The 25,531-nt window shown below is 62.8% G+C and carries 22 protein-coding genes; 16 read left to right on the top strand and 6 right to left on the bottom strand.

What is annotated here, in order from left to right; all coding sequences use genetic code 11:
* Positions 1 to 208: 208 nt before the first annotated feature.
* The 3 genes from aceE to lpdA all read left to right on the top strand — a co-directional run bounded on the left by aceE (position 209) and on the right by lpdA (position 6,800).
* Entirely contained in the window at positions 209 to 2,905 is a 2,697-nt protein-coding gene (aceE, locus tag C0Z19_RS25075) for a pyruvate dehydrogenase (acetyl-transferring), homodimeric type (RefSeq protein WP_102612547.1), read from the top strand.
* A gap of 84 nt (positions 2,906 to 2,989) precedes the next feature.
* Positions 2,990 to 4,675, top strand: a complete 1,686-nt coding sequence (aceF, locus tag C0Z19_RS25070; RefSeq protein WP_102612546.1) for a dihydrolipoyllysine-residue acetyltransferase — start codon at positions 2,990 to 2,992, stop codon at positions 4,673 to 4,675.
* 343 nt (positions 4,676 to 5,018) lie between these two features.
* Positions 5,019 to 6,800 (top strand): dihydrolipoyl dehydrogenase, encoded by a 1,782-nt coding sequence (gene lpdA, locus C0Z19_RS25065; protein WP_102612545.1) that lies wholly within the window; start codon positions 5,019 to 5,021, stop codon positions 6,798 to 6,800.
* 177 nt (positions 6,801 to 6,977) lie between these two features.
* On the opposite strand, the gene C0Z19_RS25060 is transcribed toward lpdA, so the two are convergent.
* Positions 6,978 to 7,559: a phasin family protein gene (locus C0Z19_RS25060; RefSeq protein WP_102612544.1), complete on the bottom strand. Its 582-nt coding sequence runs from the start codon at positions 7,557 to 7,559 to the stop codon at positions 6,978 to 6,980.
* A gap of 623 nt (positions 7,560 to 8,182) precedes the next feature.
* Here C0Z19_RS25060 and pbpG point away from each other — a divergent pair.
* Entirely contained in the window at positions 8,183 to 9,322 is a 1,140-nt protein-coding gene (gene pbpG, locus C0Z19_RS25055; RefSeq protein ID WP_102612543.1) for a D-alanyl-D-alanine endopeptidase, read from the top strand.
* A gap of 142 nt (positions 9,323 to 9,464) precedes the next feature.
* Here pbpG and C0Z19_RS25050 read toward each other — a convergent pair whose 3' ends face one another.
* The gene (locus C0Z19_RS25050) at positions 9,465 to 10,277 is read right to left on the bottom strand and encodes an IclR family transcriptional regulator (protein WP_102612542.1); all 813 of its coding nucleotides are present in this window, start codon (positions 10,275 to 10,277) and stop codon (positions 9,465 to 9,467) included.
* 178 nt (positions 10,278 to 10,455) lie between these two features.
* On the opposite strand from C0Z19_RS25050, the gene C0Z19_RS25045 reads away from it, so the two are divergent.
* From C0Z19_RS25045 to iscX, 12 genes are all read left to right on the top strand, one after another.
* Positions 10,456 to 11,184: a (Fe-S)-binding protein gene (locus C0Z19_RS25045; protein WP_102612541.1), complete on the top strand. Its 729-nt coding sequence runs from the start codon at positions 10,456 to 10,458 to the stop codon at positions 11,182 to 11,184.
* Between the two features lie 46 nt (positions 11,185 to 11,230).
* Complete coding sequence (locus tag C0Z19_RS25040; protein WP_102612540.1) at positions 11,231 to 12,643, top strand: lactate utilization protein B; 1,413 nt, start codon at positions 11,231 to 11,233, stop codon at positions 12,641 to 12,643.
* 170 nt (positions 12,644 to 12,813) lie between these two features.
* The gene (locus C0Z19_RS25035) at positions 12,814 to 13,062 is read left to right on the top strand and encodes a hypothetical protein (protein WP_102612539.1); all 249 of its coding nucleotides are present in this window, start codon (positions 12,814 to 12,816) and stop codon (positions 13,060 to 13,062) included.
* 98 nt (positions 13,063 to 13,160) lie between these two features.
* A complete protein-coding gene (locus C0Z19_RS25030) occupies positions 13,161 to 13,643 on the top strand; it encodes a low molecular weight protein-tyrosine-phosphatase (RefSeq protein ID WP_102612538.1) in 483 nt (160 codons plus the stop codon).
* Positions 13,644 to 13,761: 118 nt separating this feature from the next.
* Entirely contained in the window at positions 13,762 to 14,292 is a 531-nt protein-coding gene (gene iscR, locus C0Z19_RS25025) for a Fe-S cluster assembly transcriptional regulator IscR (protein WP_102612537.1), read from the top strand.
* Positions 14,293 to 14,384: 92 nt separating this feature from the next.
* Positions 14,385 to 15,608 carry an IscS subfamily cysteine desulfurase gene (locus C0Z19_RS25020; RefSeq protein ID WP_102612536.1) on the top strand — a complete coding sequence of 408 codons (1,224 nt, stop codon included), beginning with the start codon at positions 14,385 to 14,387 and terminating at the stop codon, positions 15,606 to 15,608.
* A 30-nt stretch (positions 15,609 to 15,638) separates the two neighbouring features.
* Positions 15,639 to 16,061 carry a Fe-S cluster assembly scaffold IscU gene (gene iscU / locus C0Z19_RS25015; RefSeq protein WP_102612535.1) on the top strand — a complete coding sequence of 141 codons (423 nt, stop codon included), beginning with the start codon at positions 15,639 to 15,641 and terminating at the stop codon, positions 16,059 to 16,061.
* A gap of 14 nt (positions 16,062 to 16,075) precedes the next feature.
* Positions 16,076 to 16,399, top strand: a complete 324-nt coding sequence (gene iscA, locus C0Z19_RS25010) for an iron-sulfur cluster assembly protein IscA (protein WP_102612534.1) — start codon at positions 16,076 to 16,078, stop codon at positions 16,397 to 16,399.
* Positions 16,400 to 16,542: 143 nt separating this feature from the next.
* Entirely contained in the window at positions 16,543 to 17,070 is a 528-nt protein-coding gene (gene hscB / locus C0Z19_RS25005) for a Fe-S protein assembly co-chaperone HscB (protein ID WP_102612533.1), read from the top strand.
* Positions 17,071 to 17,240: 170 nt separating this feature from the next.
* Positions 17,241 to 19,106 (top strand): Fe-S protein assembly chaperone HscA, encoded by a 1,866-nt coding sequence (hscA, locus tag C0Z19_RS25000; RefSeq protein ID WP_102612532.1) that lies wholly within the window; start codon positions 17,241 to 17,243, stop codon positions 19,104 to 19,106.
* A 76-nt stretch (positions 19,107 to 19,182) separates the two neighbouring features.
* Complete coding sequence (fdx, locus tag C0Z19_RS24995) at positions 19,183 to 19,524, top strand: ISC system 2Fe-2S type ferredoxin (RefSeq protein WP_102612531.1); 342 nt, start codon at positions 19,183 to 19,185, stop codon at positions 19,522 to 19,524.
* A gap of 20 nt (positions 19,525 to 19,544) precedes the next feature.
* Positions 19,545 to 19,742, top strand: a complete 198-nt coding sequence (iscX, locus tag C0Z19_RS24990; protein ID WP_102612530.1) for a Fe-S cluster assembly protein IscX — start codon at positions 19,545 to 19,547, stop codon at positions 19,740 to 19,742.
* Positions 19,743 to 19,945: 203 nt separating this feature from the next.
* On the opposite strand, the gene C0Z19_RS24985 is transcribed toward iscX, so the two are convergent.
* From C0Z19_RS24985 to recJ, 4 genes are all read right to left on the bottom strand, one after another.
* Positions 19,946 to 20,740: a glycine zipper 2TM domain-containing protein gene (locus C0Z19_RS24985; protein ID WP_102612529.1), complete on the bottom strand. Its 795-nt coding sequence runs from the start codon at positions 20,738 to 20,740 to the stop codon at positions 19,946 to 19,948.
* 247 nt (positions 20,741 to 20,987) lie between these two features.
* Positions 20,988 to 22,514, bottom strand: a complete 1,527-nt coding sequence (lysS, locus tag C0Z19_RS24980; protein ID WP_102612528.1) for a lysine--tRNA ligase — start codon at positions 22,512 to 22,514, stop codon at positions 20,988 to 20,990.
* Positions 22,515 to 22,533: 19 nt separating this feature from the next.
* A protein-coding gene (gene prfB, locus C0Z19_RS24975) for a peptide chain release factor 2 (protein ID WP_102612527.1) occupies positions 22,534 to 23,638 on the bottom strand; the annotation gives its coding sequence in 2 pieces (ribosomal slippage) (positions 22,534 to 23,556 and positions 23,558 to 23,638; 1,104 coding nt in all).
* 113 nt (positions 23,639 to 23,751) lie between these two features.
* Entirely contained in the window at positions 23,752 to 25,497 is a 1,746-nt protein-coding gene (recJ, locus tag C0Z19_RS24970) for a single-stranded-DNA-specific exonuclease RecJ (RefSeq protein ID WP_102612526.1), read from the bottom strand.
* Between the last annotated feature and the right edge of the window lie 34 nt (positions 25,498 to 25,531).

The following is a 25,531-nucleotide window of genomic DNA, read 5'->3' as shown; positions in this document are numbered from 1 at the left end:
ATCGGCGCAACTGACGTCACGTTGTCGCGCGGATGTCTGCAATTTTAGATGCATTGCAGCAATATTCCGCATTATGAGAAATGATCTCGTCATTCGAAAAATTGTTTGCTAAGGCACCGCAAGCTTCTTTACAATCGCCGACAACTGCCGCGGCCGGCCCCGGTCTGCGTAGCCCGTTCGAAGAGCATTCCCCATCCAGGAGACGAGAATGTCCGCTGTGCCCGACGAAGTCATGAAGTATGTCGCCGCCGATAAAGACGACGATCCCCAGGAAACCGGCGAATGGCTCGAAGCGCTCGAAGGGGTCATTTCTGCCGTCGGACCTGACCGTGCGCACTATCTGATCGAGAAGCAGATCGAATTCGCGCGCGTGCATGGCGAACATCTGCCGTTCTCGGCGAAAACGCCGTACATCAATACGATTCCCGTCTCGCACCAGGCGAAGATCCCGGGCGATCAGGACATCGAGCATCGTATTCGCTCGTATACACGGTGGAACGCGATCGCGATGGTGTTGCGCGCGGGCAAGCATACGAACGTCGGCGGCCATATCGCGTCGTTCGCATCGGCGGCCACGCTCTACGACGTCGGCTTCAATCATTTCTGGCATGCGCCTTCGGCCGAGCACGGTGGCGACCTCGTCTTCGTGCAGGGCCACTCGTCGCCCGGTATTTACTCGCGCGCGTTCCTGCTCGGCCGTCTGACCGAGAACCAACTCGACAACTTCCGTCAGGAAGTGGGCGGCGAGGGCATCTCGTCGTACCCGCACCCGTGGCTGATGCCCGATTTCTGGCAGTTCCCGACCGTGTCGATGGGCCTTGGCCCGATCATGGCGATCTATCAGGCGCGTTTCATGAAGTACATCCAGGCGCGCGGCATTGCGAAGACGGATGGGCGCAAGGTATGGGCGTTCCTCGGCGACGGCGAGACGGACGAGCCGGAATCGCTGGGTGCGATCGGCATGGCGGGCCGCGAGCGTCTGAACAACCTCGTATTCGTCATCAACTGCAATCTGCAGCGTCTGGACGGCCCCGTGCGCGGCAACGGCAAGATCATCCAGGAGCTGGAATCGGAGTTCCGCGGCGCCGGTTGGAACGTCATCAAGGTCATCTGGGGCAGCCGTTGGGATGCGCTGTTCGCCCGCGACAAGACGGGCGCGCTGATGCGCCGCATGATGGAAGTCGTCGACGGCGAATATCAAACGTACAAGTCGGAATCGGGCGCGTTCGTCCGCGAGCACTTCTTCAACACGCCGGAGTTGAAGGCGCTCGTCGCCGATTGGTCCGACGAAGACATCTGGAATCTGAACCGCGGCGGCCACGACCCGCACAAGATCTACGCCGCGTTCCATCAGGCGCAGCACGCCAAGGATCAGCCCACCGTCATTCTGGCGAAGACGATCAAGGGCTACGGCATGGGCGAGGCCGGTCAGGCGATGAACATCACCCACCAGCAGAAGAAGATGCAGGTGGATCAACTCAAGGTGTTCCGCGATCAGTTCCGCCTGCCGATCTCCGACGAAGACCTCGTCAACGTGCCGTACCTGAAGTTCGAGGAAGGCTCGAAGGAACTTGAATACATGCGCGCGCGGCGCCAGGAGTTGGGCGGCTATCTGCCGGCGCGTCGCGAGAAGGCCGAATCGCTGCCGGTGCCCGAGCTCGCCGCGTTCGAGCCGCTGCTCAAGGGCACGGGCGAAGGCCGCGAGATTTCGACGACGATGGCGTTCGTGCGCATCCTGAACATCCTGCTCAAGGACAAGACGCTCGGCAAACGCGTCGTGCCGATCGTTCCCGACGAATCGCGTACGTTCGGCATGGAAGGTCTGTTCCGTCAAATCGGCATTTGGAACCAGGACGGCCAGAAGTATGTGCCCGAGGATTCCGATCAGCTGATGTTCTACAAGGAATCGGAGACGGGCCAGATTCTGCAGGAAGGCATCAACGAAGCCGGCGGCATGTGCGACTGGATCGCGGCCGCGACGTCGTACTCGACGCACGGCGAGATCATGGTGCCGTTCTACATCTTCTATTCGATGTTCGGTCTGCAGCGTATCGGCGATCTCGTCTGGGCGGCCGGCGACATGCGCTCGCGCGGCTTCCTGCTGGGCGGCACGGCCGGACGCACGACGCTGAACGGCGAAGGTCTGCAGCACGAAGACGGCCACTCGCTGTTGTGGGCGCAATCGGTGCCGAACTGCGTGAGCTACGACCCGACGTTCGGCTATGAACTCGCCGTCATCATGCAGGATGGCCTGCGTCGCATGGTGCAGAACCAGGAGGATGTGTTCTATTACGTCACCGTGATGAACGAGAACTACGAGCACCCGGCGATACCGCAGGGCGAGCACGTGGCGCGGGACATCATCAAGGGGATGTACGCGTTCAGAAAGGGCGATGCGGCCGGCAAGGGCCCGCGCGTGCAACTGATGGGTGCCGGCACGATTCTGAACGAAGTGATTGCTGCGGCCGATCTGCTGAAGAACGATTGGAAGGTCGATTCCGACATCTGGAGCGTGCCGAGCTTTACGGAACTCGCGCGCGAAGGGCAGGACATTGCGCGCTGGAACCTGTTGAATCCGAACGAGCCGCGCAAGCTCTCGCACGTCGAGACGCTGCTCCAGGATGCGAAGGGGCCGGTCATTGCATCGACCGACTATGTCCGCGCGCTCGCCGATCAGATCCGCGCCTACGTGCCGAACCGCTTCGTCGTGCTCGGTACGGATGGCTTCGGTCGCTCGGATACGCGCGAGAAGCTGCGCCACTTCTTCGAAGTGGATCGCTACTGGGTCACAGTCGCCGCGCTGAACGCGTTGGCCGACGAAGGCACCATCGAGCGCAAGGTCGTTGCCGATGCGTTGGCGAAGTACAAGCTCGACCCCAACAAACCCAACCCGATGACCGTTTAAGGCATCGCCTTCGCGTGAGGCTATGCGCGCCCGCCGCTTGGAAACACGGCGGGCGCGCCTCTGTGAGCCCTGGAGACACGAACAATGAGTGAAGCGATCGAAGTCAAGGTGCCGGACATCGGCGACTACAAAGACGTGCCCGTCATCGACATCCTCGTGAAGGCCGGCGATGCCGTCGACAAAGAACAGTCCCTCATCACCCTCGAATCGGATAAGGCGACGATGGACGTACCGAGCCCCCAGGCCGGTGTCGTCAAGGAAGTGAAGGTCAAGCAGGGCGATTCCGTGTCCGAAGGCACGCTGATCATCCTGCTCGAGCCGGCCGGCGGCGCGCAAGCGCAAAAGCCTGCTCAGCCGAACGGCGCCGCGGCGCCCGCGCAGGCGGCTGCGCCCGCACAAGCCGCCGCCGCGCCTGCTGCGGCAGCCGCGCCGGCTGCCAGCGGTGGCGTGCAGGAAGTGAAGGTGCCGGACATCGGCGACTATAAAGATGTGCCCGTTATCGAAATCGCGGTGAAGGTCGGCGATCGCATTGAGAAAGAACAATCGCTCGTCACGCTCGAATCGGACAAGGCAACCATGGACGTGCCGAGTCCGGTGGCCGGCGTCGTCAAGGAAGTGAAGGTCAAGGTTGGCGACTCCGTGTCGGAAGGCACGCTGATCGTGCTGGTCGAGGCGCAAGCTGCAGCGGGCGCCGCGCCGGCAGGCGAGGCAGCCGCTCCGGCCAAGAAGGTCGAGCCGCCGGCCGATTCGCCGCGCCCGGACGTGCCGCACAGCGTGCCGGCTCAGCCGTCCGCACTCGCGCAAGCGCCGATCATTCCGGCCGGCGAAGGCGGCGCACGTCGTCCGAGTCATGCCTCGCCGTCCGTGCGCAAATTCGCACGCGAACTGGGCGTCGATGTGGGACAAGTGCCCGGTACGGGTCCGAAGGGGCGCATCACGCAAGAGGACGTCACCGCGTTCGTCAAGGGCGTGATGACGGGCCAGCGAGCGGTGTCCGGCGCGGCCCCGGCCCCGGCGGCTGGCGCGGGCGGCGGCGAGCTCAATCTGCTGCCGTGGCCGAAGGTCGACTTCACGAAGTTCGGTCCTATCGATCCCAAGCCGCTTTCGCGCATCAAGAAGATCTCGGGCGCCAATCTGCACCGCAACTGGGTGATGATCCCGCACGTCACGAACAACGACGAAGCAGACATCACCGAACTCGAAGCGTTGCGCGTGCAGTTGAACAAGGAAAACGAAAAGGCCGGTGTGAAGATCACAATGCTCGCATTCGTGATCAAGGCCGTCGTCTCGGCGCTGAAGAAATTCCCGACCTTCAACGCGAGCATCGATGGCGACAATCTCGTTTTCAAGCAGTACTACCACGTCGGTTTCGCGGCCGATACGCCGAACGGGCTCGTCGTGCCCGTCATTCGCGATGCCGACAAGAAGGGACTCATCGAGATCGCCCGGGAAATGGCCGACCTCTCGAAGCTCGCGCGCGAAGGCAAGCTCAAGCCCGATCAGATGCAAGGCGGCTGCTTCTCGATTTCGTCTTTGGGCGGCATCGGCGGCACGAACTTCACGCCGATCATCAATGCCCCCGAAGTCGCGATTCTCGGTTTGTCGCGCAGTGCGATGAAGCCCGTGTGGGACGGCAAGCAGTTTGCGCCGCGCCTCACGTTGCCGCTGTCGCTCTCGTACGATCACCGTGTGATCGACGGCGCGGAAGCCGCGCGGTTCAATGCTTATCTCGGCGCGTTGCTTGCTGATTTCCGGCGCGTGATTCTTTGATGTTGGGGGGGGGCTCGCGGGGGCGTGGGTTTTTATTTTTGTGGTTCACGCTCTCTCGTTGGACTTGCTTTCTTAGCGGTCTGCTAGCGTTGCCCCTGCGCGGGGCGGCGGTCACTTTTCTTTGCCCCCCAAGGGGATTTCCTTCGGGGCACACTTCCAAAGAAAAGTAACCAAAAGAAAGGCGCGTCCTTGGGCGGACAGCAAAGGTGGTCTCGCCCATACGCCCGCGCTGACTGTCAGGCCGTAGGCGCACGGTGGGTGGGTTCGCCCGAGCGCTTCGCGCTGACCGTTCAACACGCGAGTTGCCTCCCTCTGTCAGCTGCTAAACAAGAAGGGGACGTACATGAGTCTCATCGAAGTCAAAGTACCCGATATTGGCGATTTCAAAGACGTCGACGTCATCGAAGTCAACGTCAAACCCGGCGACGTCATCGAGAAAGAACAGTCGCTGCTGACGCTCGAATCGGATAAGGCGTCCATGGAAGTGCCGAGCGATGTCGCCGGCACCGTCAAGGAAGTCAAGATCAAGGCAGGCGACAAGGTCTCGCAGGGCACCGTTGTCGCGCTGGTCGAAGCGGCCGCTGCAGCAGCCGCACCCAGCCCGGCCCAAAGCACGCCCGCGCCGCAGGCGGCTGCTGCCGCGCCGTCCGCTTCGGCAGCAGTTGCTTCCGCACCGGCTGCCGCGCCGCAAGCCGGCAGCTTCTCCGGCTCGGCAGACATCGAATGCGACATGCTCGTTCTCGGTGCCGGCCCCGGCGGCTATTCGGCAGCGTTCCGCTCCGCCGACCTCGGCATGAAGACGGTGCTCGTCGAGCGCTATTCGTCGCTCGGCGGCGTCTGCTTGAACGTAGGCTGCATTCCGTCGAAGGCACTGCTGCATACGGCGCTCCTCACCGATGAGGTCGCGGCACTGGCAGAGCACGGTATTACTTTCGGCAAGCCGCAGATCGATCTCGACAAACTGCGCGCGTTCAAATCGGGCGTCGTCAAAAAGTTGACGACGGGCCTCGCCGGCATGGCGAAAGCGCGTAAGGTCGAAGTGGTGACGGGCGTCGGTGCATTCGTCGATCCGCATCACCTGGAAGTGCAAGGCGAGGGCGGCAAGAAAGTCGTCAGGTTCAAGCAGGCGATCATCGCAGCGGGCTCGCAAGCCGTGAAGCTGCCGTTCATGCCCGAAGATCCGCGCGTCGTGGATTCGACGGGCGCGCTCGAATTGCGTCAGGTGCCGCAACGCATGCTCGTGATCGGCGGAGGCATCATCGGTCTCGAGATGGCGACGGTCTATGCGACGCTGGGTGCGAAGATCGATGTCGTCGAAATGCTCGACGGCCTCATGATGGGCGCCGACCGTGACCTCGTGAAAGTCTGGCAGAAATACAGCGCCAAGCACTTCGCGAACCTCATGCTGAAGACGAAGACGGCATCGGCCGAAGCCAAATCGGACGGCATCTACGTCAGGTTCGAAGGCGAACAGGCGCCTGCCGAGCCGCAGCGCTACGACCTCGTGCTCGTGGCCGTCGGCCGCAGCCCGAACGGTAAGAAGATCGGCGCTGACAAAGCAGGCGTGGCGGTGACCGAGCGCGGCTTCATCGACGTCGACAAGCAGATGCGCACGAACGTGCCGCATATCTTTGCGATCGGCGATATCGTCGGCCAGCCGATGCTCGCGCACAAGGCTGTGCATGAAGGTCACGTCGCAGCCGAAGCCGCGCATGGCGAGAAGGCCTACTTCGACGCGATTCAGATTCCGTCGGTCGCTTACACCGACCCGGAAGTCGCATGGGCCGGCAAGACGGAAGACCAGTGCAAGGCCGAGGGCATCAAGTACGGCAAGGCGGTGTTCCCGTGGGCCGCGTCGGGTCGCGCCATCGCCAACGGGCGCGACGAAGGCTTTACGAAGCTGATCTTCGACGAGGAGACGCATCGTGTGATCGGCGGCGGGATCGTCGGCTTGAATGCGGGCGATCTCATCAGCGAAGTGTGCCTGGCCATCGAAATGGGCGCGGACGCAACCGACATCGGCCGCACGATCCATCCGCATCCGACGCTCGGCGAATCGATCGGGATGGCAGCTGAGCTATACGAAGGTGTCTGCACCGACTTGCCGCCGCAACGCAAGAAGTGACGCCCGCCCGCTGCCCGGGCCATGCCCGGCAGCGGTCGTTTCCGCAACGCGGAGCAAAAGAACGATTGCGAAGGTTTGCCCCAGCCGTGATTGCCGCGGAAGGCATAAAAGAGAAGGGCGCGCCTCCCTGGGGAAGCGCGCCCTTCTGGTACTTCGGCGCGGAGCGAGAGGCCGGTCTTAGGCTGCCGACTTCTTCGTGGCGGCAGCGCGCGAAGCTTGCGAGGCCGCTTGTTGCGCAGCCTTCTGCGCAGCCGTGGCGGCGGCGTTGAAGTTGCTTTCGGCGATTTCAACGGCCTGCTTCGTGGCCTTGTGAACCGTTTCGTACGTCGTGTTCGCAGCGGTGATCGCCGACTTCATTACGGCAACGGCGGTTTCCGAGCCAGCCGGGGCGTTCTTGGCAACGTTCTCGACGAGCGCTTGCACCTTGCGGTTCTGCTCTTCGTACTGGGCTTCCGCAACGCGCGCGAATTCGGCTTGCGTGGCCGAGGCGATCTCGTAGAGGTGACGGCCATACGACAAGACCTTTTCGGCGACCGGTTGCGTCAGGCTGGCTTGCAGCGCAACGAACTCTTGCGCGTCCTTGACCGACAGCGCACGTTGTGCGTTTTCCTGGCTTTCCGCGATCGTCGACTTCACCACTTGCAGGTTCAGTTCGACAAGCTTTTCGATTCCTTCGAATGCCTTGTTGGTCAGACCGAACAGGGCTTCGAGGTTCGCTTTTTGGGCTGCCGCGAATTGCTCAGGTGTCAGCAGAGTCATGTTTTCGCTCCTGAAAGTCGACCTGTCTCTTCAGGCCGAATGGGTTGGAATGGCTAAACTTGCGCGTCGCTTCTTATGCTCGACGGGTTTTGTGCGTCGCAACAACGGTTCCCATTTTAGGACGACTGGCGCAAATGTCAAGCATATTTGGTGCGTTGCACCATCTCGTGAATTTCCTGACAAAACAATGCGTTGCGAGTATTTGGGGTCGCTTGGATGGTAACGATTTCGGTTATTCTCGTCGCGGTGCGCAATGCACCGGGCGGGCTTGATGGCCAAGGGGTCGAGCCAGTGTGCGGGCGCAGACGGACGTTTTGCGGGCGGCGCTGTACACCGAATGGCAGGTTCGCGCGTTATGCCGGATTGCCCGCGGTGCGCCCGGGGCGGCTGTGAATTTAGCCGCATCTGTGAACGTTTTCGCTCAAGTTCGGACAAATATCGCCGTTATGCGGGTATGGCCCTAGAGGGCCGGGCGACGTTCGCGCAAGATTCGTGCATGACCGACGCATCACCGTCTTACAAATTGGATCAAGGACGGCACATAAGTGCTTAATATTGCTAATTTTTCGTAGCTTTACTACACTTGCCGTCAACCGTTCGCCACTCCTGCCTCAAGAACACCAATGAAAATCGCTCTGTTTTCGTCGCTCAACGTGATGCGAGGCGTGGCGCTCGGCACAGTCGTGTCCGCAGCTGCCAGCGCCTTGGTCATGGCGACGCTCGTCGCGCCGATCGACGCATTTGCCGCCAGCGAAACCGCTCCCGCTCATACGGTTCATCATAAAAAGCACCTTAAAAAGGGCGCGAAAGCCGCTGTGTCGACCGCGACGGCAGCCCACATCGGCGCCAAGGCGTCGACGAAGCACAAGCGCGTGACCTACACGTTGCGCGCTCACGGCCGCCACGGCGTCGTTCACCGCGTCGCGTTCCAGCCACGCTCGCCCACGGCGGGTCAGGCTTTTGGGCTGCAAGAGACGCCCGAGGGCGTCGCGCTGCGTTCCAATGTCGCATTCGTGGTCGATCAAAACACGTCGGAAGTGTTGTTCGACAAGAACTCCACCTCCGTCGTGCCCATCGCCTCCATTACGAAGTTGATGACGGCGATGGTCGTGCTCGATTCGAAGGCACCGCTTACCGATCAGATAGAGGTAACCGACGAGGACCGCGACTATGAAAAGCACACGGGTTCGCGCTTGCGCGTGGGCTCGGTGTTGTCGCGTGAAGACATGTTGCACATTGCTCTGATGGCGTCGGAGAACCGCGCAGCGGCCGCGCTGTCGCGCTACTACCCGGGCGGCCGGCCTGCCTTCATCGCCGCGATGAATGCAAAGGCGAAAGAACTCGGCATGAGCGACACGCACTTCGAGAACCCGACGGGGCTGACGAGTCATAACGTCTCGACGGCGCGGGATCTCGTCAAGATGATCAACGCCGCGTATCAGTATCCGATGATCCGCAGGTTCTCGACCGATCGCAGCTACGAAGTCTATCCGGGCCGGGGCGTGCTGGCCTACAACAGCACCAATGCGCTCGTGCGCAATCCGTCGTGGGACATCGGCTTGCAAAAGACCGGCTTCATCAACGAAGCGGGGGAGTGCCTGGTGATGCAAGCGACGATTCACGGTCGGCCGGTGGTCATGGTTCTGCTCGACTCTGCCGGCAAATATTCGCGCTTCGCCGATGCGACGCGCCTGCGCAAGTGGCTCGATGACACCGATGGCCCGCGCATCACGAGCGCGGACGCCGGCGGTCGCGGTACCTGAGATACGTCGGACACGTCGGCCCGCACGGGGCGACGTGCCGCAGAATGAACGAGCACTCGTACCCAAAATCCCAGCCATCGAGGCAGGGCTTTTTATCGGCTACGACAGTTTGCGCAAGTTCGCGTCAGGCGATGTTTTCGCGTCAATGCGCACCGGATTTGCGGTGTTCCCCGCCGGCGGTCGCATCGGGGTGGTAGCCAAGCGACTCGGAGATGACGAGCGCCGTATGGTTCAGTTGGGCGATCCAGGCATCTTGCAGGCGGTCGGCCGGCGCCGATAGCGATAACCCCGCAACGAGCTTGCCCGTATCGTCATAGATGCCCGCGGCAATGCATCGCACGCCCAATTCGAGCTCTTCGTTGTCGCGCGCACACGCCTGCTGGCGAACCTGCGTGAGTTCCCGCTCGAGCCGGGAAATATCGGTAATGCTGTTTTGCGTGTGGCCCGACAGCCCCGTGCGCATGGCATAGGCGCGCACGCGGGACGCTTCGTCGGCCGCCAGGAACAGTTTGCCGACCGAGGTCAGATGCAGCGGCGCGCGTCCGCCGATCGCGCGCACGACCTGCATGCCCGAGCGTTCGGAGTAGGCGCGCTCGATATAGACGATTTCATCGCCTTGTCTGACTGAAAGATTGACCGTTTGCCCCGTCATGCGGTGCAACTCACGCATCGGCGCGAGCGCTGCGTCGCGTACCGACAAGCGCGCCTTGACGAGGTTGCCCAGTTCGAGCAGGCGCATCCCGAGGCGGTAGGTGCCCGGGTCCGAACGATCAACGAGGCGGCATGTGACCATGTCGTTGAGGATGCGGTGCGCCGTGGACGGGTGCAGTTCGGTGCGCAGCGCGAGCGCCTTGAGACTGACCGGATCGGTGTGGTCGGCAAGGGCGTCGAGCAGGCGCATCATGCGTTCGATCACCTGGATCGACGTCTTGGAGTCCTGATTCGTCTCGCTCATTGGAAATCGATTGACTCGGCAATTAACAGGTTGAAGCCATTGTATCTCGTATTGTGAAAAAAGCGAACGCCGTTTGAATAGGCCTTCGGGTCGACGCTGTCCGCTTTTTTCGATTTGCCCCGCCGCTTCATGGCGCAAAGGAAGCATAATCGAGCCATTTCGTTCACCTTGAGCCGCCATGCGAGTTGGACTTTTCGTCACGTGTCTCGTCGACCTGATGCGCCCCGAGATTGGCTTTTCAGTCATCAAGCTGCTCGAGCAGGCCGGCTTCGAGGTCATCGTGCCGCCGGCACAAACCTGCTGCGGACAACCGGCGTACAACTCGGGCGAGCGACGCATCGCACGCGATCTCGCGGAGAAGATGCTGCGCGAATTTGAGCAGTTCGACTACGTGGTGGTTCCCTCGGGTTCCTGCGGCGGTATGGTCGCAGCGCATTACGGCGATCTTTTTCGTGACGATCCGGAACTGATGGGCCGGTATGAGCGGCTGCAGGCGAAAGTCTATGAATTGACCGATTTTCTGGTCAACGTAGCCCGGGTGCAATTGGCGCCGGGCTCGTTTGCGGGGCCGGTGACCTACCACGACTCATGCTCGGGGCTGCGCGAACTCGGGGTCAAGCAGCAGCCGCGCACATTGCTCGCCCAACGCGGCGTTGCCGTGACCGAAATGAAGGACTGCGAGCACTGCTGCGGCTTTGGCGGTACGTTCGCCGTCAAGTACGGCAACATTTCCACGGCCATCGTCGACGAGAAATGCGCGAATGTCCAAGCAAGCGGCGCGGGCTGCGTCGTGCTCGGCGATCTCGGCTGCATGCTCAACATCGAAGGGCGGCTGCGCCGAACGGGTGACACCACGACGCGCGTGCTGCATATCGCGCAAGTGTTGGCCGGCGACGCCGATCACTGAGCCGCTGGCCCGCGCCAACCGAACGTAACCGATCGAGCGATTCCTCATGCAAGTTCAATCGATGCACTTCAAGGCGCGCGCCAAAGCCGGCCTCGCCGATGCGCGTCTGCAGCAGAACCTGAAGAAGCTGTCGACCAAATTCGTTTCGGCGCGCGCGGCCTCCATTCAGGCGATCGATTTTCCCGCGACGCGTGCAGAACTCAAAGCTCGCCGTGACCGTGGGCTCGAGAGTCTCGACCTCTGGCTCGAAACTTTCGAACGCGAGGCTGCGCGGCGCGGCACGACGGTGCTGTATGCCGAAACGACGCGCGATGCGGCTCGGCTCGTGGCCGACATCGCGTGCACGCACGACGTCAAGAAAGTCATCAAGACGAAATCGATGGTGACCGAAGAACTGCAGTTGAATGCAGTGCTCGGTGAAATGGGCGTGCAGTCGATCGAAACGGATCTGGGCGAATACATTCTTCAGATCAACGACAATGAGCCGCCGAGCCACATCATTGCGCCCGTCGTGCATAAGGACAAAGAGCAGATTGCCGACTTGTTCGCGGCCACGCATGGCCGCGAGCGGCTCTCCGAAATCCCCGACATGACGCGCGAGGCCCGCGAAGTGCTGCGGCCGCATTTCCTGTCGGCCGATATGGGCGTGACGGGGGGCAATTTCCTGATCGCCGAAACGGGTTCGGTCGCGCTCGTGACGAACGAAGGCAACGAAGGGATGTGCACCGTGATGCCGCGCGTCCATGTGGCCGTCACCGGAATCGAAAAGGTGCTGCCGACGCTGGAGGATCTCGCGCTCGCCATGCGGCTGCTGCCGCGCAGCGCGACCGGGCAGGTCACGGCGAACTACTTCTCGCTGCTGACCGGGCCGCGCGAGACCGGCGACCTCGACGGCCCTGAACACATGTATGTCGTGCTCGTGGACGGCGGGCGTACAGGGCTGATCGGCGGTGCGTTCCAGGAGATGCTGCGCTGCATTCGCTGCGGCGCCTGCATGAATCATTGCCCCGTTTATCAGAAAGTCGGCGGCCATGCTTACGGTTGGGTCTATCCCGGGCCGATGGGTTCGGTTCTCACGCCGAGCTACGTCGGACTCGATAAAGCGCTCGACCTGCCGCAAGCCGCAACGTTGTGTGGTGAGTGCAACGCCGTTTGCCCGGTCGGCATTCCGCTTTCTGATTTGCTGCGGAAGCTGCGCGAAAAGCAGGTCGAACGTCACCTGCGTCCGCTGCCCGAGCGCCTTGCGCTGGCTGCCTGGGGATTTGTAGCGATGCGGCCGGCCCTGTATGCGATGCTTGCGAGGCTCGCCGTCCGGGTGCTCGAGCGTGCCGGGGGAAGTCGGCGCTCGATCGGCCGGTTGCCGTTCGGCCAGGGCTGGACGGCCACGCGCGAGATGCCGGCACCGGTCGGCCGGACCTTTCGCGAGCTATATGCCGCGCAACGCAGTCACAAGGGCTGAGGGGGCATGAGCGGGTCGCGGTGATCATGACCGCTGCGATTGTTTATACCAGCGCAACGCTGAATTCGCTATTCACCCCTTTGTCTCGATAGGCTGGATTTATAAAATACGTGCCATGGATAAGTGCGGGCGCTCGATGGGGCGCACGCGATCGGGCTAGGGGCACGCGCATGAAAACGACAAAATCGGGCTATCTCTCAAGCTATTGGCCGGTAGCGCTTGCAGTGGCGCTGATCGCCCTGGCTGCGCTGCGCGCCTACGGCGACGGCGGTGCGACGCGCGAGCCGCTGCCTGCCGACCGGGTCACGGCCGAACTGGCGCGCACGGTGGGCTACGGATTCATCGATGCGGCACCGACGCCCACCGCGTCGTCTGTGCGTTCGAGCGGCGTTCCCGCGCCGATGCCCCGGGCATCGTAAATGGCGGTATCCGATACAATGGGCCATTCGGCCGGCGCTGCCGCTCAGTTGCGGGACAGGCGCGGCGGGTACAGGCCCGGCTACCTGGCTTCTCGTCGATGAAAACCGTTTCGATCTGCTTCGTCTGTCTTGGAAATATCTGTCGCTCGCCCACCGCCGAAGCGGTGATGCGGGCGCAGGTCGAGGCCGCCGGCCTCACGGAGCGTATTTTCATCGATTCGGCCGGCACCGGCGATTGGCACGTCGGTAAAGCGCCCGACGAGCGCGCGCAACATGCAGGGCGTGCGCGCGGCTACGATCTCGCGCCGCTGCGCGCGCGGCAGGTGGCGCCGACCGATTTCGAGCAGTTCGACCTGCTCCTCGCGATGGACGACGCCAATATCGACCATCTGCGACGTCTTTGCCCGCCCCGGTTGCACACACGCGTGCGGCTGTTGATGGACTTCGCGCCCGGCGGTGGTCGCGAGGTCGTGGATCCCTATTTTGGCGATGGCGAGGGTTTCGAAGCGGTGCTCGATCAATGCGAAGCCGCATGCGAGGGGTTGCTCGCGCACCTGCAAGCGCTACTTGCGAAGGAATAGCAGCGATGCGCACCCGCTCCGGCACCAATAACCTAACTGCTGTAAGGGGATACTTGACTAAAATCGTCATGTATTTATACTTGACCAAAATCGTCGAGAATTCTGGTTTATCGCCCCTATGAGACTCACCACGAAAGGCCGTTTCGCCGTTACGGCGATGATCGACCTGGCCCTGCGCCAGGAGCAAGGTCCGGTGACGCTCGCCGGCATCAGCCAGCGTCAGCGCATTTCGCTGTCGTACCTGGAGCAGTTGTTCGGCAAACTGCGGCGCCACGGGATCGTCGAATCGGTTCGCGGCCCGGGTGGCGGCTACTACCTGGCGCGGCGCGCGCAAGAAGTGACGGTGGCGGACATCATTATCGCCGTCGATGAACCGCTCGACGCGACGCAGTGCGGCGGGAAGGGTTCATGCGAAGGCACGAAGCAGCACGATGGCCATTGCATGACGCACGAGCTCTGGTCGACGCTGAACCAGAAGATGGTCGAGTATCTGGATTCGGTTTCTTTGCAAGCTCTTGTCGAGCAGCAGCGCGCCCGCGAGGGGTCGCCGGCGGTGCTGCGGGACAGGCGCACCGAGAGCACGGCCGCCGAAGCGACGCGCGTCGTGCCGAAAGGACCGAATTCAGTATTCAACATTGCGAATTCGTGAAGTCGCGCTCGGACGAGCGCGCGAACGGACCGAACCTGGACCGAACGAACCGCAACAACGACAAGTTATAACGATCTCCCCCGGAGCTATTGATGACTAACGAGATGCCCCACCTGCCCATTTATATGGACTACAGCGCGACGACGCCCGTCGATCCGCGCGTGGTGGACAAGATGATCCCGTTTCTGCGCGAGCAGTTCGGCAACCCCGCGTCGCGCAGCCACTCGTACGGGTGGGACGCGGAGCGTGCGGTCGAGGAGGCGCGCGAGCAGGTCGCCGCGCTCGTGAATGCCGATCCGCGCGAAATCATCTGGACGTCGGGCGCAACGGAGTCGGACAACCTGGCCATCAAGGGCGCCGCGCACTTCTACAAGAGCAAGGGCAAGCACATCGTCACCGTCAAGACCGAGCACAAGGCGGTGCTCGACACGTGCCGCGAGCTCGAGCGCGAAGGATTCGAGGTTACCTATCTCGACGTCAAGAGCGATGGGCTCATCGACCTTGACGTTTTCAAGTCGGCGCTGCGCCCCGACACGATCCTCGTTTCCGTCATGTTCGTGAACAATGAGATCGGCGTCATTCAGGATATCGAGGCGATTGGCGAGATTTGCCGCGAAAAGGGCATCATATTTCACGTCGACGCTGCACAAGCAACCGGCAAGGTCGAGATCGATCTGAGCCGTTTGAAGGTCGACCTGATGGCATTCTCGGCGCACAAGACCTACGGCCCGAAGGGCATTGGTGCGCTCTACGTGCGCCGTAAGCCGCGCGTGCGCATTGAAGCGCAAATGCATGGCGGCGGACACGAGCGCGGCATGCGCTCGGGCACGCTGGCGACGCACCAGATCGTCGGCATGGGCGAGGCGTTCCGTCTCGCGCGCGAAGAAATGGCGACCGAGAACGAGCGCGTGCGCATGCTGCGCGATCGCTTGCTGCGCGGGCTGACCGAGATCGAAGAGGTCTATGTGAACGGCGACATGGAGCGCCGGGTGCCGCACAACCTGAATATCAGCTTCAATTTCGTCGAAGGCGAATCGCTGATCATGGCGATCAAGGATGTGGCCGTGTCGTCCGGCTCCGCCTGTACGTCGGCGTCGCTCGAGCCCTCGTATGTGTTGCGCGCGCTTGGCCGCAACGACGAACTCGCGCATAGCTCGATCCGCTTCACGGTGGGTCGCTTTACGACAGAGCAAGACGTCGATTACGTCGTCGATCTGCTGAAGAACAAAATTGCGAAGCTGCGCGATCTTTCTCCGCTTTGGGAAATGCATCAAGACGGCATCGACCTGTCGACAATCAAGTGGGCCGCGCACTAAGGCCGAACGAACGAATCCAGGAGTTTGATCATGTCTTACAGCAGTAAAGTTCTCGATCACTATGAAAATCCGCGCAACGTAGGCGCGTTCGCCAAGGACGACGACGCGGTCGGCACGGGCATGGTTGGCGCGCCGGCTTGCGGCGACGTCATGAAGCTGCAGATTCGCGTGGGCGCAGACGGCGTCATCGAAGACGCGAAGTTCAAGACGTACGGCTGTGGTTCGGCCATTGCGTCGAGTTCGCTCGTGACGGAATGGGTGAAGGGCAAGACGCTCGATGAGGCCCTCTCCATCAAGAACACGCAGATCGCCGAAGAGCTCGCATTGCCGCCCGTCAAGATCCACTGCTCGATCCTCGCGGAAGACGCGATCAAGGCGGCTGTGGCCGACTACAAGCAACGTCACGGCGGCGCGCAAGCGGCCGACGACGAGGCTAAGCAGCACGTCGCGTAAGCGCACCCGGCATCATGGCGATCACATTGACCGAAAAGGCCGCGCAGCACGTCCAGAAGTATCTCGCACGCCGCGGCAAGGGCGTCGGGCTGCGCCTCGGCGTGCGGACGACGGGGTGCTCGGGCTTGGCTTACAAGCTCGAGTATGTCGACGAACTCGAGCCGGAAGACCAGGTCTTCGAATGCAACGGCGTGAAAGTCGTCGTCGATCCGAAGAGCCTCGCCTATATCGACGGCACGGAACTGGACTTTGCGCGGGAAGGGTTGAACGAGGGCTTCAAGTTCAACAACCCGAACGTGAAGGACGAATGCGGCTGCGGCGAGTCGTTCCGCGTATAACGCATCCTGCCGCCTTGCGCGGACGATAAGGCGGCGCGGGCCGCCTTTTTGTTTCCGGGCGCCCGAGCCTGCCCAGCAACGAAGCGGGGCCGTGCAGCGGCGGCCACGTACGTTCGACCGACGTTTGACCGACGATTGATCCCATGTCCTCGATCCAAGACAGTCACTTCGATTTGTTCCATTTGCCGGCACGCTATTCGCTCGACCTCGATGCGCTCGAACATGCCTACCGCACGGTGCAGGCGCAGGTCCATCCGGACCGGTTCGCGGCAGCGGGCGAGGCGCAGAAGCGCGTCGCGATGCAATGGGCCACGCGCGCGAACGAGGCCTATCAGACATTGCGCGATCCGCTCAAGCGCGCAACGTATCTGTTGTCGTTGCGTGGCGTCGATGTCGGCGCGTCCGAGAACACGTCGATGGAGCCCGCGTTTTTGATGCAGCAGATGGAATGGCGCGAGCGCGTCGAAGATGCGGCCGACGCCAGAAATGTCGGGGAGCTGATGGCATTGCATCAGGAGCTACGCGACGAAGAGCGCGCGCGCTTCGACCGGCTTTCGGCGCTGCTCGACAACGGCGCCGATCAACCGGCCGCCGAGGCGGTACGGCAACTGATGTTTCTCGAGCGCGTCGCAGGCGAAATCAGCCGGCAAATCGAGCGGCTTGAGCATTGAACGCGCTTTCCCGTTGGTTGGGCCGTTTGTCGGGCCCGGACGACGTGGGCGCCGGTACGTCATGCGGGCCGGAGCCGCTTGGAGCGATAAGCGCAGCGCGAAGGTCGCGCCGCGCGAGATAATCGATGTTTCCGCCGCGACTCGGCGGCGCACGAACCACACTGACCAGAATGGCTCTACTGCAAATTTCGGAACCCGGCATGGCGCCCGCGCCGCATCAGCGGCGGCTGGCGGTTGGCATTGATCTAGGCACCACGAATTCGCTCGTGGCGGCTGTCCGCAACAGCATTCCCGAAGCGCTGCCGGACGAGCAGGGGCGCGTTTTGCTGCCCTCGGTCGTGCGCTACCTCGAACGCGGCGGGCGCCGCATCGGCCATACGGCCAAAGAGGAAGCCGTGCTCGATCCGCGCAACACCATTGTCTCGGTCAAGCGCTTCATGGGGCGCGGGAGGCAGGAAGTGGAGGGCGCGGAGAACGCCCCGTACGAATTCGTCGATGCGCCGGGCATGGTGCAGATCCGCACGATCGATGGCGTGAAGAGCCCCGTCGAGGTATCGGCGGAGATCCTGGCCACGCTGCGCCAGCGAGCCGAGGATTCGCTCGGCGACGAGCTCGTCGGCGCGGTCATCACCGTGCCGGCCTACTTCGACGAAGCGCAGCGCCAGGCAACGAAAGATGCAGCGCGATTGGCCGGGCTCAACGTATTGCGCCTGCTCAACGAGCCGACGGCGGCCGCCATCGCATACGGGTTGGATCATGGCGCCGAAGGCCTCTACGCCGTCTACGATCTCGGCGGCGGCACGTTCGATTTGTCGATTCTGAAGCTGACCAAGGGCGTGTTCGAAGTGCTCGCTGCCGGCGGCGATTCCGCGCTTGGCGGGGACGACTTCGACCACATCCTGTTCCGCCACGTGTTGACCGAAGTCGGGCTTGCGCCGCAGGGTCTCGCGCCCGAAGACGTCCGTCTGCTGCTCGACCGCGTGCGCAGCGCGAAAGAGGCGTTGTCGACGGTGCCGCAAGCGGCGGTCGAGGCGACGCTGGCCGACGGCACGTCGATCTCGGTGTCCATTACCGAAAGCCGGTTCGCCGAGCTTGTCCGCTCGCTCGTCGAACGCACGCTTGGGCCGACGCGCAAGGCGCTGCGCGATGCGAAGATCGCGCCGCAGGATGTCAAAGGGGTTGTGCTCGTCGGCGGCGCCACGCGCATGCCTGTGATTCGCCGCGCCGTCGAAGCGTTCTTCGGCAAACCGCCGTTGACCGATCTCGACCCCGACCAGGTGGTGGCACTCGGCGCGGCTATTCAAGCCGATCTGCTGGCCGGCAATCGCACCGGAGACGATTGGTTGCTGCTCGACGTCATTCCGCTGTCGCTCGGCGTCGAGACGATGGGCGGCCTCGCCGAAAAAATCATTCCGCGCAATTCGACGATCCCCGTCGCGCGCGCGCAAGAGTTTACGACCTTCAAGGACGGCCAAACGGCCATGGCCATCCACGTCGTGCAGGGCGAACGGGAACTGGTCTCGGATTGCCGTTCGCTCGCGCGTTTCGAGTTGCGCGGTATTCCGCCGATGGCCGCCGGCGCAGCGCGCATCCGTGTGACTTATCAGGTCGACGCAGACGGCTTGCTGTCGGTATTCGCCCGCGAGCAGCACTCGGGTGTCGAGGCATCGGTGGTCGTCAAGCCATCGTACGGCCTGGCCGACGATGAAATCGCCCGCATGTTGGAAGACAGTTTCCGAACGGCGGACGTCGACATGCGCGCGCGGGCGCTGCGCGAGGCCCAAGTCGAAGCTCAACGTTTGCTCGAGGCGACGCAGGCTGCGCTGGCTGCCGACGGCGAACTGCTCGCGCCCGATGAGCGAGCGCAAGTGGACGAGTCGCTCGCGCGATTGCGCGATGCGGCGCAGAGTTCCGACGCCGACGCCATCGAAACGGCGACCAAAGCGCTGGCAGAACGAACCGACGAATTCGCGGCGCGGCGAATGAACAAGAGCATTCGTCAAGCGTTGACCGGTCGCAAGCTCGACGAAATCTGAGGCCGGGCACCGCTATAAAATGACAAGGCGAGCGCCGCTTGCCGCCCCGCATCCTACAGTTAGAACGGAATTTTCTATGCCTCAAATCGTTGTCCTGCCCCACGCCGAACTGTGCCCGGAAGGCGCGGTGTTCGAGGCCACTCCGGGCGAGAGCGTCTGCGACGCGCTGCTCGAACACGGCATCGAAATCGAGCACGCATGCGAAAAGTCTTGCGCTTGCACCACGTGTCATGTGATCGTGCGGGAAGGCTTTGAAGCGCTCACGCCGTCCGAGGAAGACGAAGACGATCTGCTCGACAAGGCGTGGGGGCTCGAGCCCACCTCGCGGCTCTCATGTCAGACGCAAGTGCCGCAGGACAAGGATCTCGTCATAGAGATCCCGCGTTACTCGATCAATCACGCGAAAGAAAATCACTAAGACCGAAGGAGGGAGCAGCCATGAAGTGGACGGACGTGCAAGATATCGCGATGGCCCTCACCGACAAGCACCCGGAGATCGATCCGCAGCAGATTCGCTTCACGGACTTGCATCGGTGGGTCATGGAACTCGACGGTTTCGATGACGATCCCAACCGGTCCGGCGAAAAGATTCTCGAAGCAATCCAACTGGCTTGGATCGAAGACGCGGCCGAGTGAAACTCGGCGAGTGAGCGGTGGGCCGGGCAGGCCTGCTGCACATGCGTTGATTGCGGATATGAAAAAAGGCGACCGAAGCATGGTCGCCTTTTTTATGGCTGACGCCGGATTGGGTGGCTCGTTGGGTGGCTCATTGGCGGCGCGGGTCTGTGACCTGCGCTTCGCTGCCGGGAGGCGCTTTGCCTCCATTGCCTCCAGGATCTTCAGCCGGCCGCGAGCGTGCCGTGTTCGATGTGAACGCGTTCGCCTTGCTGGAACCCCGGCGGCTGGCGATAGTTGAAGTAACGCAGATGGCCGTTCTGCATGCGAACGCGCACTTGGTAGCTTGTTTCGCTGCGCAAATGCTTTTCCACTGCATTGCCGGCGAAGCCGCCGCCGACAGCGCCGAGCGCGGTCATGCCCAGCCGTCCGTTGCCGCGGCCGAATTGGTTGCCGAGCAGGCCGCCGACCACCGCACCGCCCACTGCGCCGACACCCGTTCCATGTCCCTCGTGCCTGACGGCCGCGATCGATTCAACGGTGCCACAGGTCGAGCAATAGGCCGATTGGCCGCTTGGCCGCTGCGGCTCAGCGTACGGTTGTTGCGCGAGTTGCTGTTGCTGCGCATATTGCCGCGGCTGACCGGGTGCCGGCTCGTAGGGCTGCTGCTGAGCGTACGAAGGTTGGCCCGGCTGCCCTGTGTAAGTGGGCTGGCCTGGCGCCGATGGTGCTGCCTGCGCCAAGCGCGACGGTTGAGCAGACAACGGCGCCGATGGCTGCGGTTGCTCGCTCGTCGGCCCGGCCACATTGGCCGTGTTGGCCGGCGCGGCCGAGTCGACGACCGGTTGCGAGCCCACTTGGGCCGTCTGCGATTGATCGGTTTGGAAGCTGGAACTGGACGCCTTCGGGAACACGCCCGTAATAGCGGCCGTGGCGGCCAGGCTTGCGACGATAATGGTGCCGGCCGCCACCGCAATCAGCGGGTGTAAGCGGCGAGGGGATGTGGTCGGATTGTTCATGTTGTGCCTCCGCGAATAACGAAGGATGTGCGGTCTAAACATCGCTAGTGTCCGTCATCGGCGGGAGGCGCTCGTTTCAATTTGTAACGCCGCTTAAACGATTCAAAGCAGGCCGGCGCGCGTTTTCTTGTGGGAGCGAACGAATCTGACGTTTTTGCAAGGGTGAGATCGGACGAAAAAAAGCCGCCCGAAGCGAGGCTGCGGACGGCTTTTACCGATGGTTACAAACTGCTGTGGCCGGGGCGCGTCAGTCCTCGCGGCGCAGGTGCGGGAACAGGATGACGTCGCGAATGCTGGGGCTGTCGGTCAGCAACATGACAAGGCGGTCGATGCCGATCCCGCAGCCGCCTGTCGGCGGCATGCCGTATTCGAGTGCGCGAATGTAGTCGGCGTCGTAGTACATCGCTTCCTCGTCGCCGGCATCCTTCTGCTCGACCTGCTTCTTGAAGCGGGCGGCCTGGTCTTCGGGATCGTTGAGCTCCGAGAATCCGTTGGCGATTTCGCGGCCCGTGATGAACAGCTCGAAACGCTCGGTGATGCCTTCCACGGAATCGGACGCACGCGCGAGCGGCGAAACCTCGACGGGGTAATCGATGATGAACGTCGGCTCCCACAACTGCGCTTCTGCTGTCTCCTCGAACAGCGCCAATTGCAAAGCGCCGACGCCGGCGTTCAGGAACATCGGCTGAGTCGTGTCGACGCCAAGACGCTTGAGTTCGGTTCGCAGGAATGCGGCGTCGCCCAGTTGCGCATCGGTGTAGTCGGGCGCGTACTTGCGAATCGCCTGCGTGATCGTCAAACGATGGAAGGGCTTCGACAAATCAAGCTCGCGCCCTTGGTACGAAATGTTTGCCGTACCGAGCGCATCGACCGCGGCCTGTCGGATCAACTCCTCGGTGAAGTCCATGAGCCACGTGTAATTCGTGTACGCGGCGTAGAACTCCATCATCGTGAATTCGGGATTGTGCCGCGGAGACACGCCTTCGTTCCGAAAATTGCGGTTGATCTCGAAGACGCGTTCGAAGCCACCGACGACCAATCGCTTCAGATAGAGCTCGGGTGCAATCCGCATGAACATCTGCATGTCGAGCGCATTGTGATGCGTCACGAACGGCTTGGCTGCGGCGCCGCCCGGGATCGGATGCAGCATCGGCGTTTCGACTTCCATGAAGCCGGCGTCCGACATGAACCTGCGGATCGACGAAATGGTTTTCGTGCGCGCAACGAACGTGTTGCGGGCCTCGGGCGTGACGATCAGATCGACGTAGCGTTGGCGGTAACGCGTTTCCTGGTCGGACAAGCCATGGAACTTGTCGGGCAGGGGGCGCAGCGCTTTCGACAGCAGGCGCAACTCGGTGCAGCGCACCGAGAGCTCGCCCTTGTTCGTGCGAAACAGCACGCCGCGGGCGGCGATGATGTCGCCGAGATCCCATTTCTTGAAGGCTTCGTAGGTTTGCTCACCGACGTCCGCCGGCGTCACGAAGAACTGGATCTGGCCCGAGCCGTCTCGGACGGTTGCAAAACTCGCCTTGCCCATGACGCGCTTGAGCATCATGCGGCCGGCGATGGCCACTTGCAGCGCCGTGGTTTCGAGCGCGTCTTTGTCCGCTTCGGCGTATTGCGTTTGCAGATCGCCCGCGCGGTGCGTCGGCACGAAATCGTTCGGGTAGGCAATGCCCGCCTCGCGCAGCAGACGCAATTTCTCGCGGCGCTCGGCGATGATCTTGTTCTCGTCGACGGCGGCGTCGGCGGGGGGGAGAGTCGATTCGGTCATGGTGTGTCCGCTGCTGCGCTTAGACGCCTTGCTTCAGGCTCGCGCTGATGAAATCGTCGAGATCGCCGTCGAGCACGGCCTTCGTGTTGCTCATTTCGACGTTGGTGCGCAGATCCTTCACGCGGCTTTGGTCGAGCACGTAAGAGCGAATCTGGTGGCCCCAGCCCACGTCGGTCTTGCTCGACTCGAGCTTGTCCTGCTCGGCCTGGCGCTTGCGCATTTCGGCTTCATACAGGCGCGATTTGAGCATCGCCATGGCCTCGGCACGGTTACGGTGCTGCGAGCGGTCGTTCTGGCATTGCACAACGATGCCCGTCGGCAGGTGCGTGATCCGCACGGCCGAATCGGTCTTGTTGATGTGCTGCCCGCCGGCGCCCGATGCGCGGTATGTATCGATCCGCAAATCGGCCGGGTTGATGTCGACTTCGATCGAATCGTCGATTTCGGGGTAGACGAATACCGACGAGAACGACGTGTGCCGCCCGCCCGACGAATCGAACGGCGATTTGCGCACGAGGCGGTGGATGCCCGTTTCGGTGCGCAGGAAGCCGTAGGCGTATTCGCCCTCGACTTTGATCGTCGCGTTCTTGATGCCGGCAACGTCGCCTTCCGATTCTTCGAGCACCTCGGTCTTGAAACCCTTGCGCTCGCAATAGCGCAGGTACTGGCGCAGCAGCATCGACGCCCAATCGCAGGCTTCGGTGCCGCCGGCGCCGGCCTGGATGTCGATAAAGGCGTTGTTCGGGTCGGCCGGGTTCGAGAACATCCGGCGGAACTCGAGATCGGCCACGCGCGCCTCGATTTTCGCGGCGTCGTCTTCGCAGGCGATGAGCGTGTCTTCGTCGTCCTCTTCGCGAGCCATGTCGAACAGATCCTGCGCGTCGCGCAAATCGGTATCGAGTGCGGACAGGGTCAGAACGACGCCTTCGAGCGATTTCTTGTCCCGGCCGAGGGCCTGGGCATGCTTCGAGTCGTTCCAGACGTTCGGATCTTCGAGTTCCTTGTTGACTTCAGCCAGGCGCGCGGCTTTGGCGTCGTAGTCAAAGATACCCCCGTAGCTCGCCCGCGCGTCGGCGCAGGTCTGCCAGTGAGCTTTCGATCGCGTTCAGGCGTTCGGCTTCCATGTCGATCTTTTCGGCTTCGTAAAAAGGAGAAATTATAGCCGATCGGGGCCTTGTCCCGGCTGCTTGAGCGAGGCGTCGCGGGAGATTGTGCCTCGCCCCTGCCTGGCTTTGTTTCAGCGTCTCGCGTTGTCCCCCGCCTGGACGCCTGTCGCGTGTTCGACGATGAGTTGCACGCGCACGACGCCGTTCCAACTGTCGGCCGCGAGCCGATACGCAAGCCGGGCGCGCGCCGGCAGCGACTCGGTGTGGTTGAACCAGATTGCCTGAAAGCGTTGGCGGCCGCGCGCGAGTTGCAGCTTCAAATGCTTGTCCTTCACGAGCGCTTGCGACACGACGTCGAATTCGCCCGAGAACGTGGGCGCCGGAAAGCCCTGGCCCCAGACGGCCGCATCGATCAGCTCGACGACCTGCGGCGTGAAATACGCGTCTTCCAGCTCGCCGTCGGTCATGACCACCCGGGCGAGGGCGTCGTCGTCGAGCTGCTCGCGCGCGACGGCTTCAAACGCGGCGGCGAAGCGCGGTACGTCGCGCGCGGCGAGCGTGACGCCGGCCGCCATCGCGTGGCCACCGAACGTGACGATGAGATCGGGCTCGCGCTTGGCGATCAGATCGAGCGCGTCGCGTAGATGGAAACCGGCAATCGAGCGGCCCGAGCCCTTCACGCGCTCGCCCTTCTCGTCGGCCGGGGCGAAGGTGAATGCCGGGCGGTGATATTTTTCTTTCAGCCGGCCCGCGACGATGCCGATCACGCCTTGGTGCCAGCTCTCGTTGAAAAGCGTGATCGTGGCGCGGTCCTCGGTTTCGAGCGCGGCGATTTCGATGAGCGCCTGCTGTTGCATGCCCGCTTCAATCTCGCGCCGCTCGCGATTCATCGCGTCGAGCTGCTGCGCGAGTTCCCAGGCACGGCCCACGTCGTCCGTCGTCAGGCATTCGATGCCGAGCGACATGTCCGACAGTCGCCCGGCGGCATTCAGGCGCGGACCCAATGCGAAGCCCAGATCGAAACCCGAGGCAGTGCGCGCTTCGCGGCCGGCCGCACGGAAGAGGGCGGCGACGCCCGGCTGCATACGGCCGCGGCGGATGCGTGACAAGCCTTGCGCGACGAGCACGCGGTTGTTGCCGTCAAGCCTGACGACGTCGGCCACGGTGCCGAGGGCGACGAGGTCGAGCAGACCATCGAGCCGCGGCTCGGCGATGCCGGCTTTGGCGAGCGCGCCCCCTTCGCCGAATGCGCCGAGCTCGCGCAGGCGGGCGCGCAGCGCGAGCAGCACGTAGAACATGACGCCGACGCCCGCGATGCATTTGCTCGGAAAACGGCAGCCGGGCTGGTTCGGGTTGACGATCGCGCGCGCCGCGGGAAGCGTTTCTCCGGGCAGATGATGATCGGTGACGAGCACGTCGATGCCGAGCGCGTTGGCGGCGGCGACGCCATCGACGCTCGCGATGCCGTTATCGACGGTGATCAGCAGATCGGGCTTGCGCGTGGCGGCAAGCTCGACGATCTCGGGCGTCAGCCCGTAACCGTACTGGAAGCGGTTCGGAACGAGATAGTCGATCTGCGCGCCGAACATGCGCATCCCGCGCACAGCCACGGCGCAGGCGGTTGCGCCGTCGCAGTCGTAGTCCGCCACGACGAGCAGGCGCTTGCGCGCGAGGACGGCTTGCGCGAGCAATTGCGCCGCATCGTCCACTCCCTTGAGATCGGCCGGCGGCACGAGGCGCGTGAGCGCCGTTTCGATCTCATCGGGTAGGCGCACGCCTCGCGCGGCATACAAACGGGCCAGGATCGGGTGCAGGCCGTGCCGGATGAGCGCTGCTTCATCGGCGGGCGGGCACGCGCGGGTGACGATTCGAGTCATGCGGAACGAGCAAAAAGAGAGGGCGGGCGGCGGG

Origin of the sequence: Trinickia soli, assembly GCF_002879855.1 — a bacterium.
Classification (GTDB): domain Bacteria; phylum Pseudomonadota; class Gammaproteobacteria; order Burkholderiales; family Burkholderiaceae; genus Trinickia; species Trinickia soli.
Note: the sequence above shows the minus strand (reverse complement) of the source record. Positions and strands in the feature narration are given on the sequence as shown.

Bases quoted from the DNA above. Each gene is read 5' to 3' on its own strand.
- pbpG (WP_102612543.1), top strand. From the start codon at position 8,183: ATGAAAATCGCTCTGTTTTCGTCGCTCAACGTGATGCGAGGCGTGGCG.
- lpdA (WP_102612545.1), top strand. From the start codon at position 5,019: ATGAGTCTCATCGAAGTCAAAGTACCCGATATTGGCGATTTCAAAGAC.
- C0Z19_RS25020 (WP_102612536.1), top strand. From the start codon at position 14,385: ATGACTAACGAGATGCCCCACCTGCCCATTTATATGGACTACAGCGCG.
- aceE (WP_102612547.1), top strand. From the start codon at position 209: ATGTCCGCTGTGCCCGACGAAGTCATGAAGTATGTCGCCGCCGATAAA.
- fdx (WP_102612531.1), top strand. From the start codon at position 19,183: ATGCCTCAAATCGTTGTCCTGCCCCACGCCGAACTGTGCCCGGAAGGC.
- hscA (WP_102612532.1), top strand. From the start codon at position 17,241: ATGGCTCTACTGCAAATTTCGGAACCCGGCATGGCGCCCGCGCCGCAT.
- iscA (WP_102612534.1), top strand. From the start codon at position 16,076: ATGGCGATCACATTGACCGAAAAGGCCGCGCAGCACGTCCAGAAGTAT.
- iscR (WP_102612537.1), top strand. From the start codon at position 13,762: ATGAGACTCACCACGAAAGGCCGTTTCGCCGTTACGGCGATGATCGAC.
- C0Z19_RS25035 (WP_102612539.1), top strand. From the start codon at position 12,814: ATGAAAACGACAAAATCGGGCTATCTCTCAAGCTATTGGCCGGTAGCG.
- C0Z19_RS25050 (WP_102612542.1), bottom strand. From the start codon at position 10,277: ATGAGCGAGACGAATCAGGACTCCAAGACGTCGATCCAGGTGATCGAA.
- C0Z19_RS24985 (WP_102612529.1), bottom strand. From the start codon at position 20,740: ATGAACAATCCGACCACATCCCCTCGCCGCTTACACCCGCTGATTGCG.
- recJ (WP_102612526.1), bottom strand. From the start codon at position 25,497: ATGACTCGAATCGTCACCCGCGCGTGCCCGCCCGCCGATGAAGCAGCG.
- C0Z19_RS25060 (WP_102612544.1), bottom strand. From the start codon at position 7,559: ATGACTCTGCTGACACCTGAGCAATTCGCGGCAGCCCAAAAAGCGAAC.
- C0Z19_RS25030 (WP_102612538.1), top strand. From the start codon at position 13,161: ATGAAAACCGTTTCGATCTGCTTCGTCTGTCTTGGAAATATCTGTCGC.
- iscX (WP_102612530.1), top strand. From the start codon at position 19,545: ATGAAGTGGACGGACGTGCAAGATATCGCGATGGCCCTCACCGACAAG.
- iscU (WP_102612535.1), top strand. From the start codon at position 15,639: ATGTCTTACAGCAGTAAAGTTCTCGATCACTATGAAAATCCGCGCAAC.
- lysS (WP_102612528.1), bottom strand. From the start codon at position 22,514: ATGACCGAATCGACTCTCCCCCCCGCCGACGCCGCCGTCGACGAGAAC.
- C0Z19_RS25045 (WP_102612541.1), top strand. From the start codon at position 10,456: ATGCGAGTTGGACTTTTCGTCACGTGTCTCGTCGACCTGATGCGCCCC.
- C0Z19_RS25040 (WP_102612540.1), top strand. From the start codon at position 11,231: ATGCAAGTTCAATCGATGCACTTCAAGGCGCGCGCCAAAGCCGGCCTC.
- hscB (WP_102612533.1), top strand. From the start codon at position 16,543: ATGTCCTCGATCCAAGACAGTCACTTCGATTTGTTCCATTTGCCGGCA.
- aceF (WP_102612546.1), top strand. From the start codon at position 2,990: ATGAGTGAAGCGATCGAAGTCAAGGTGCCGGACATCGGCGACTACAAA.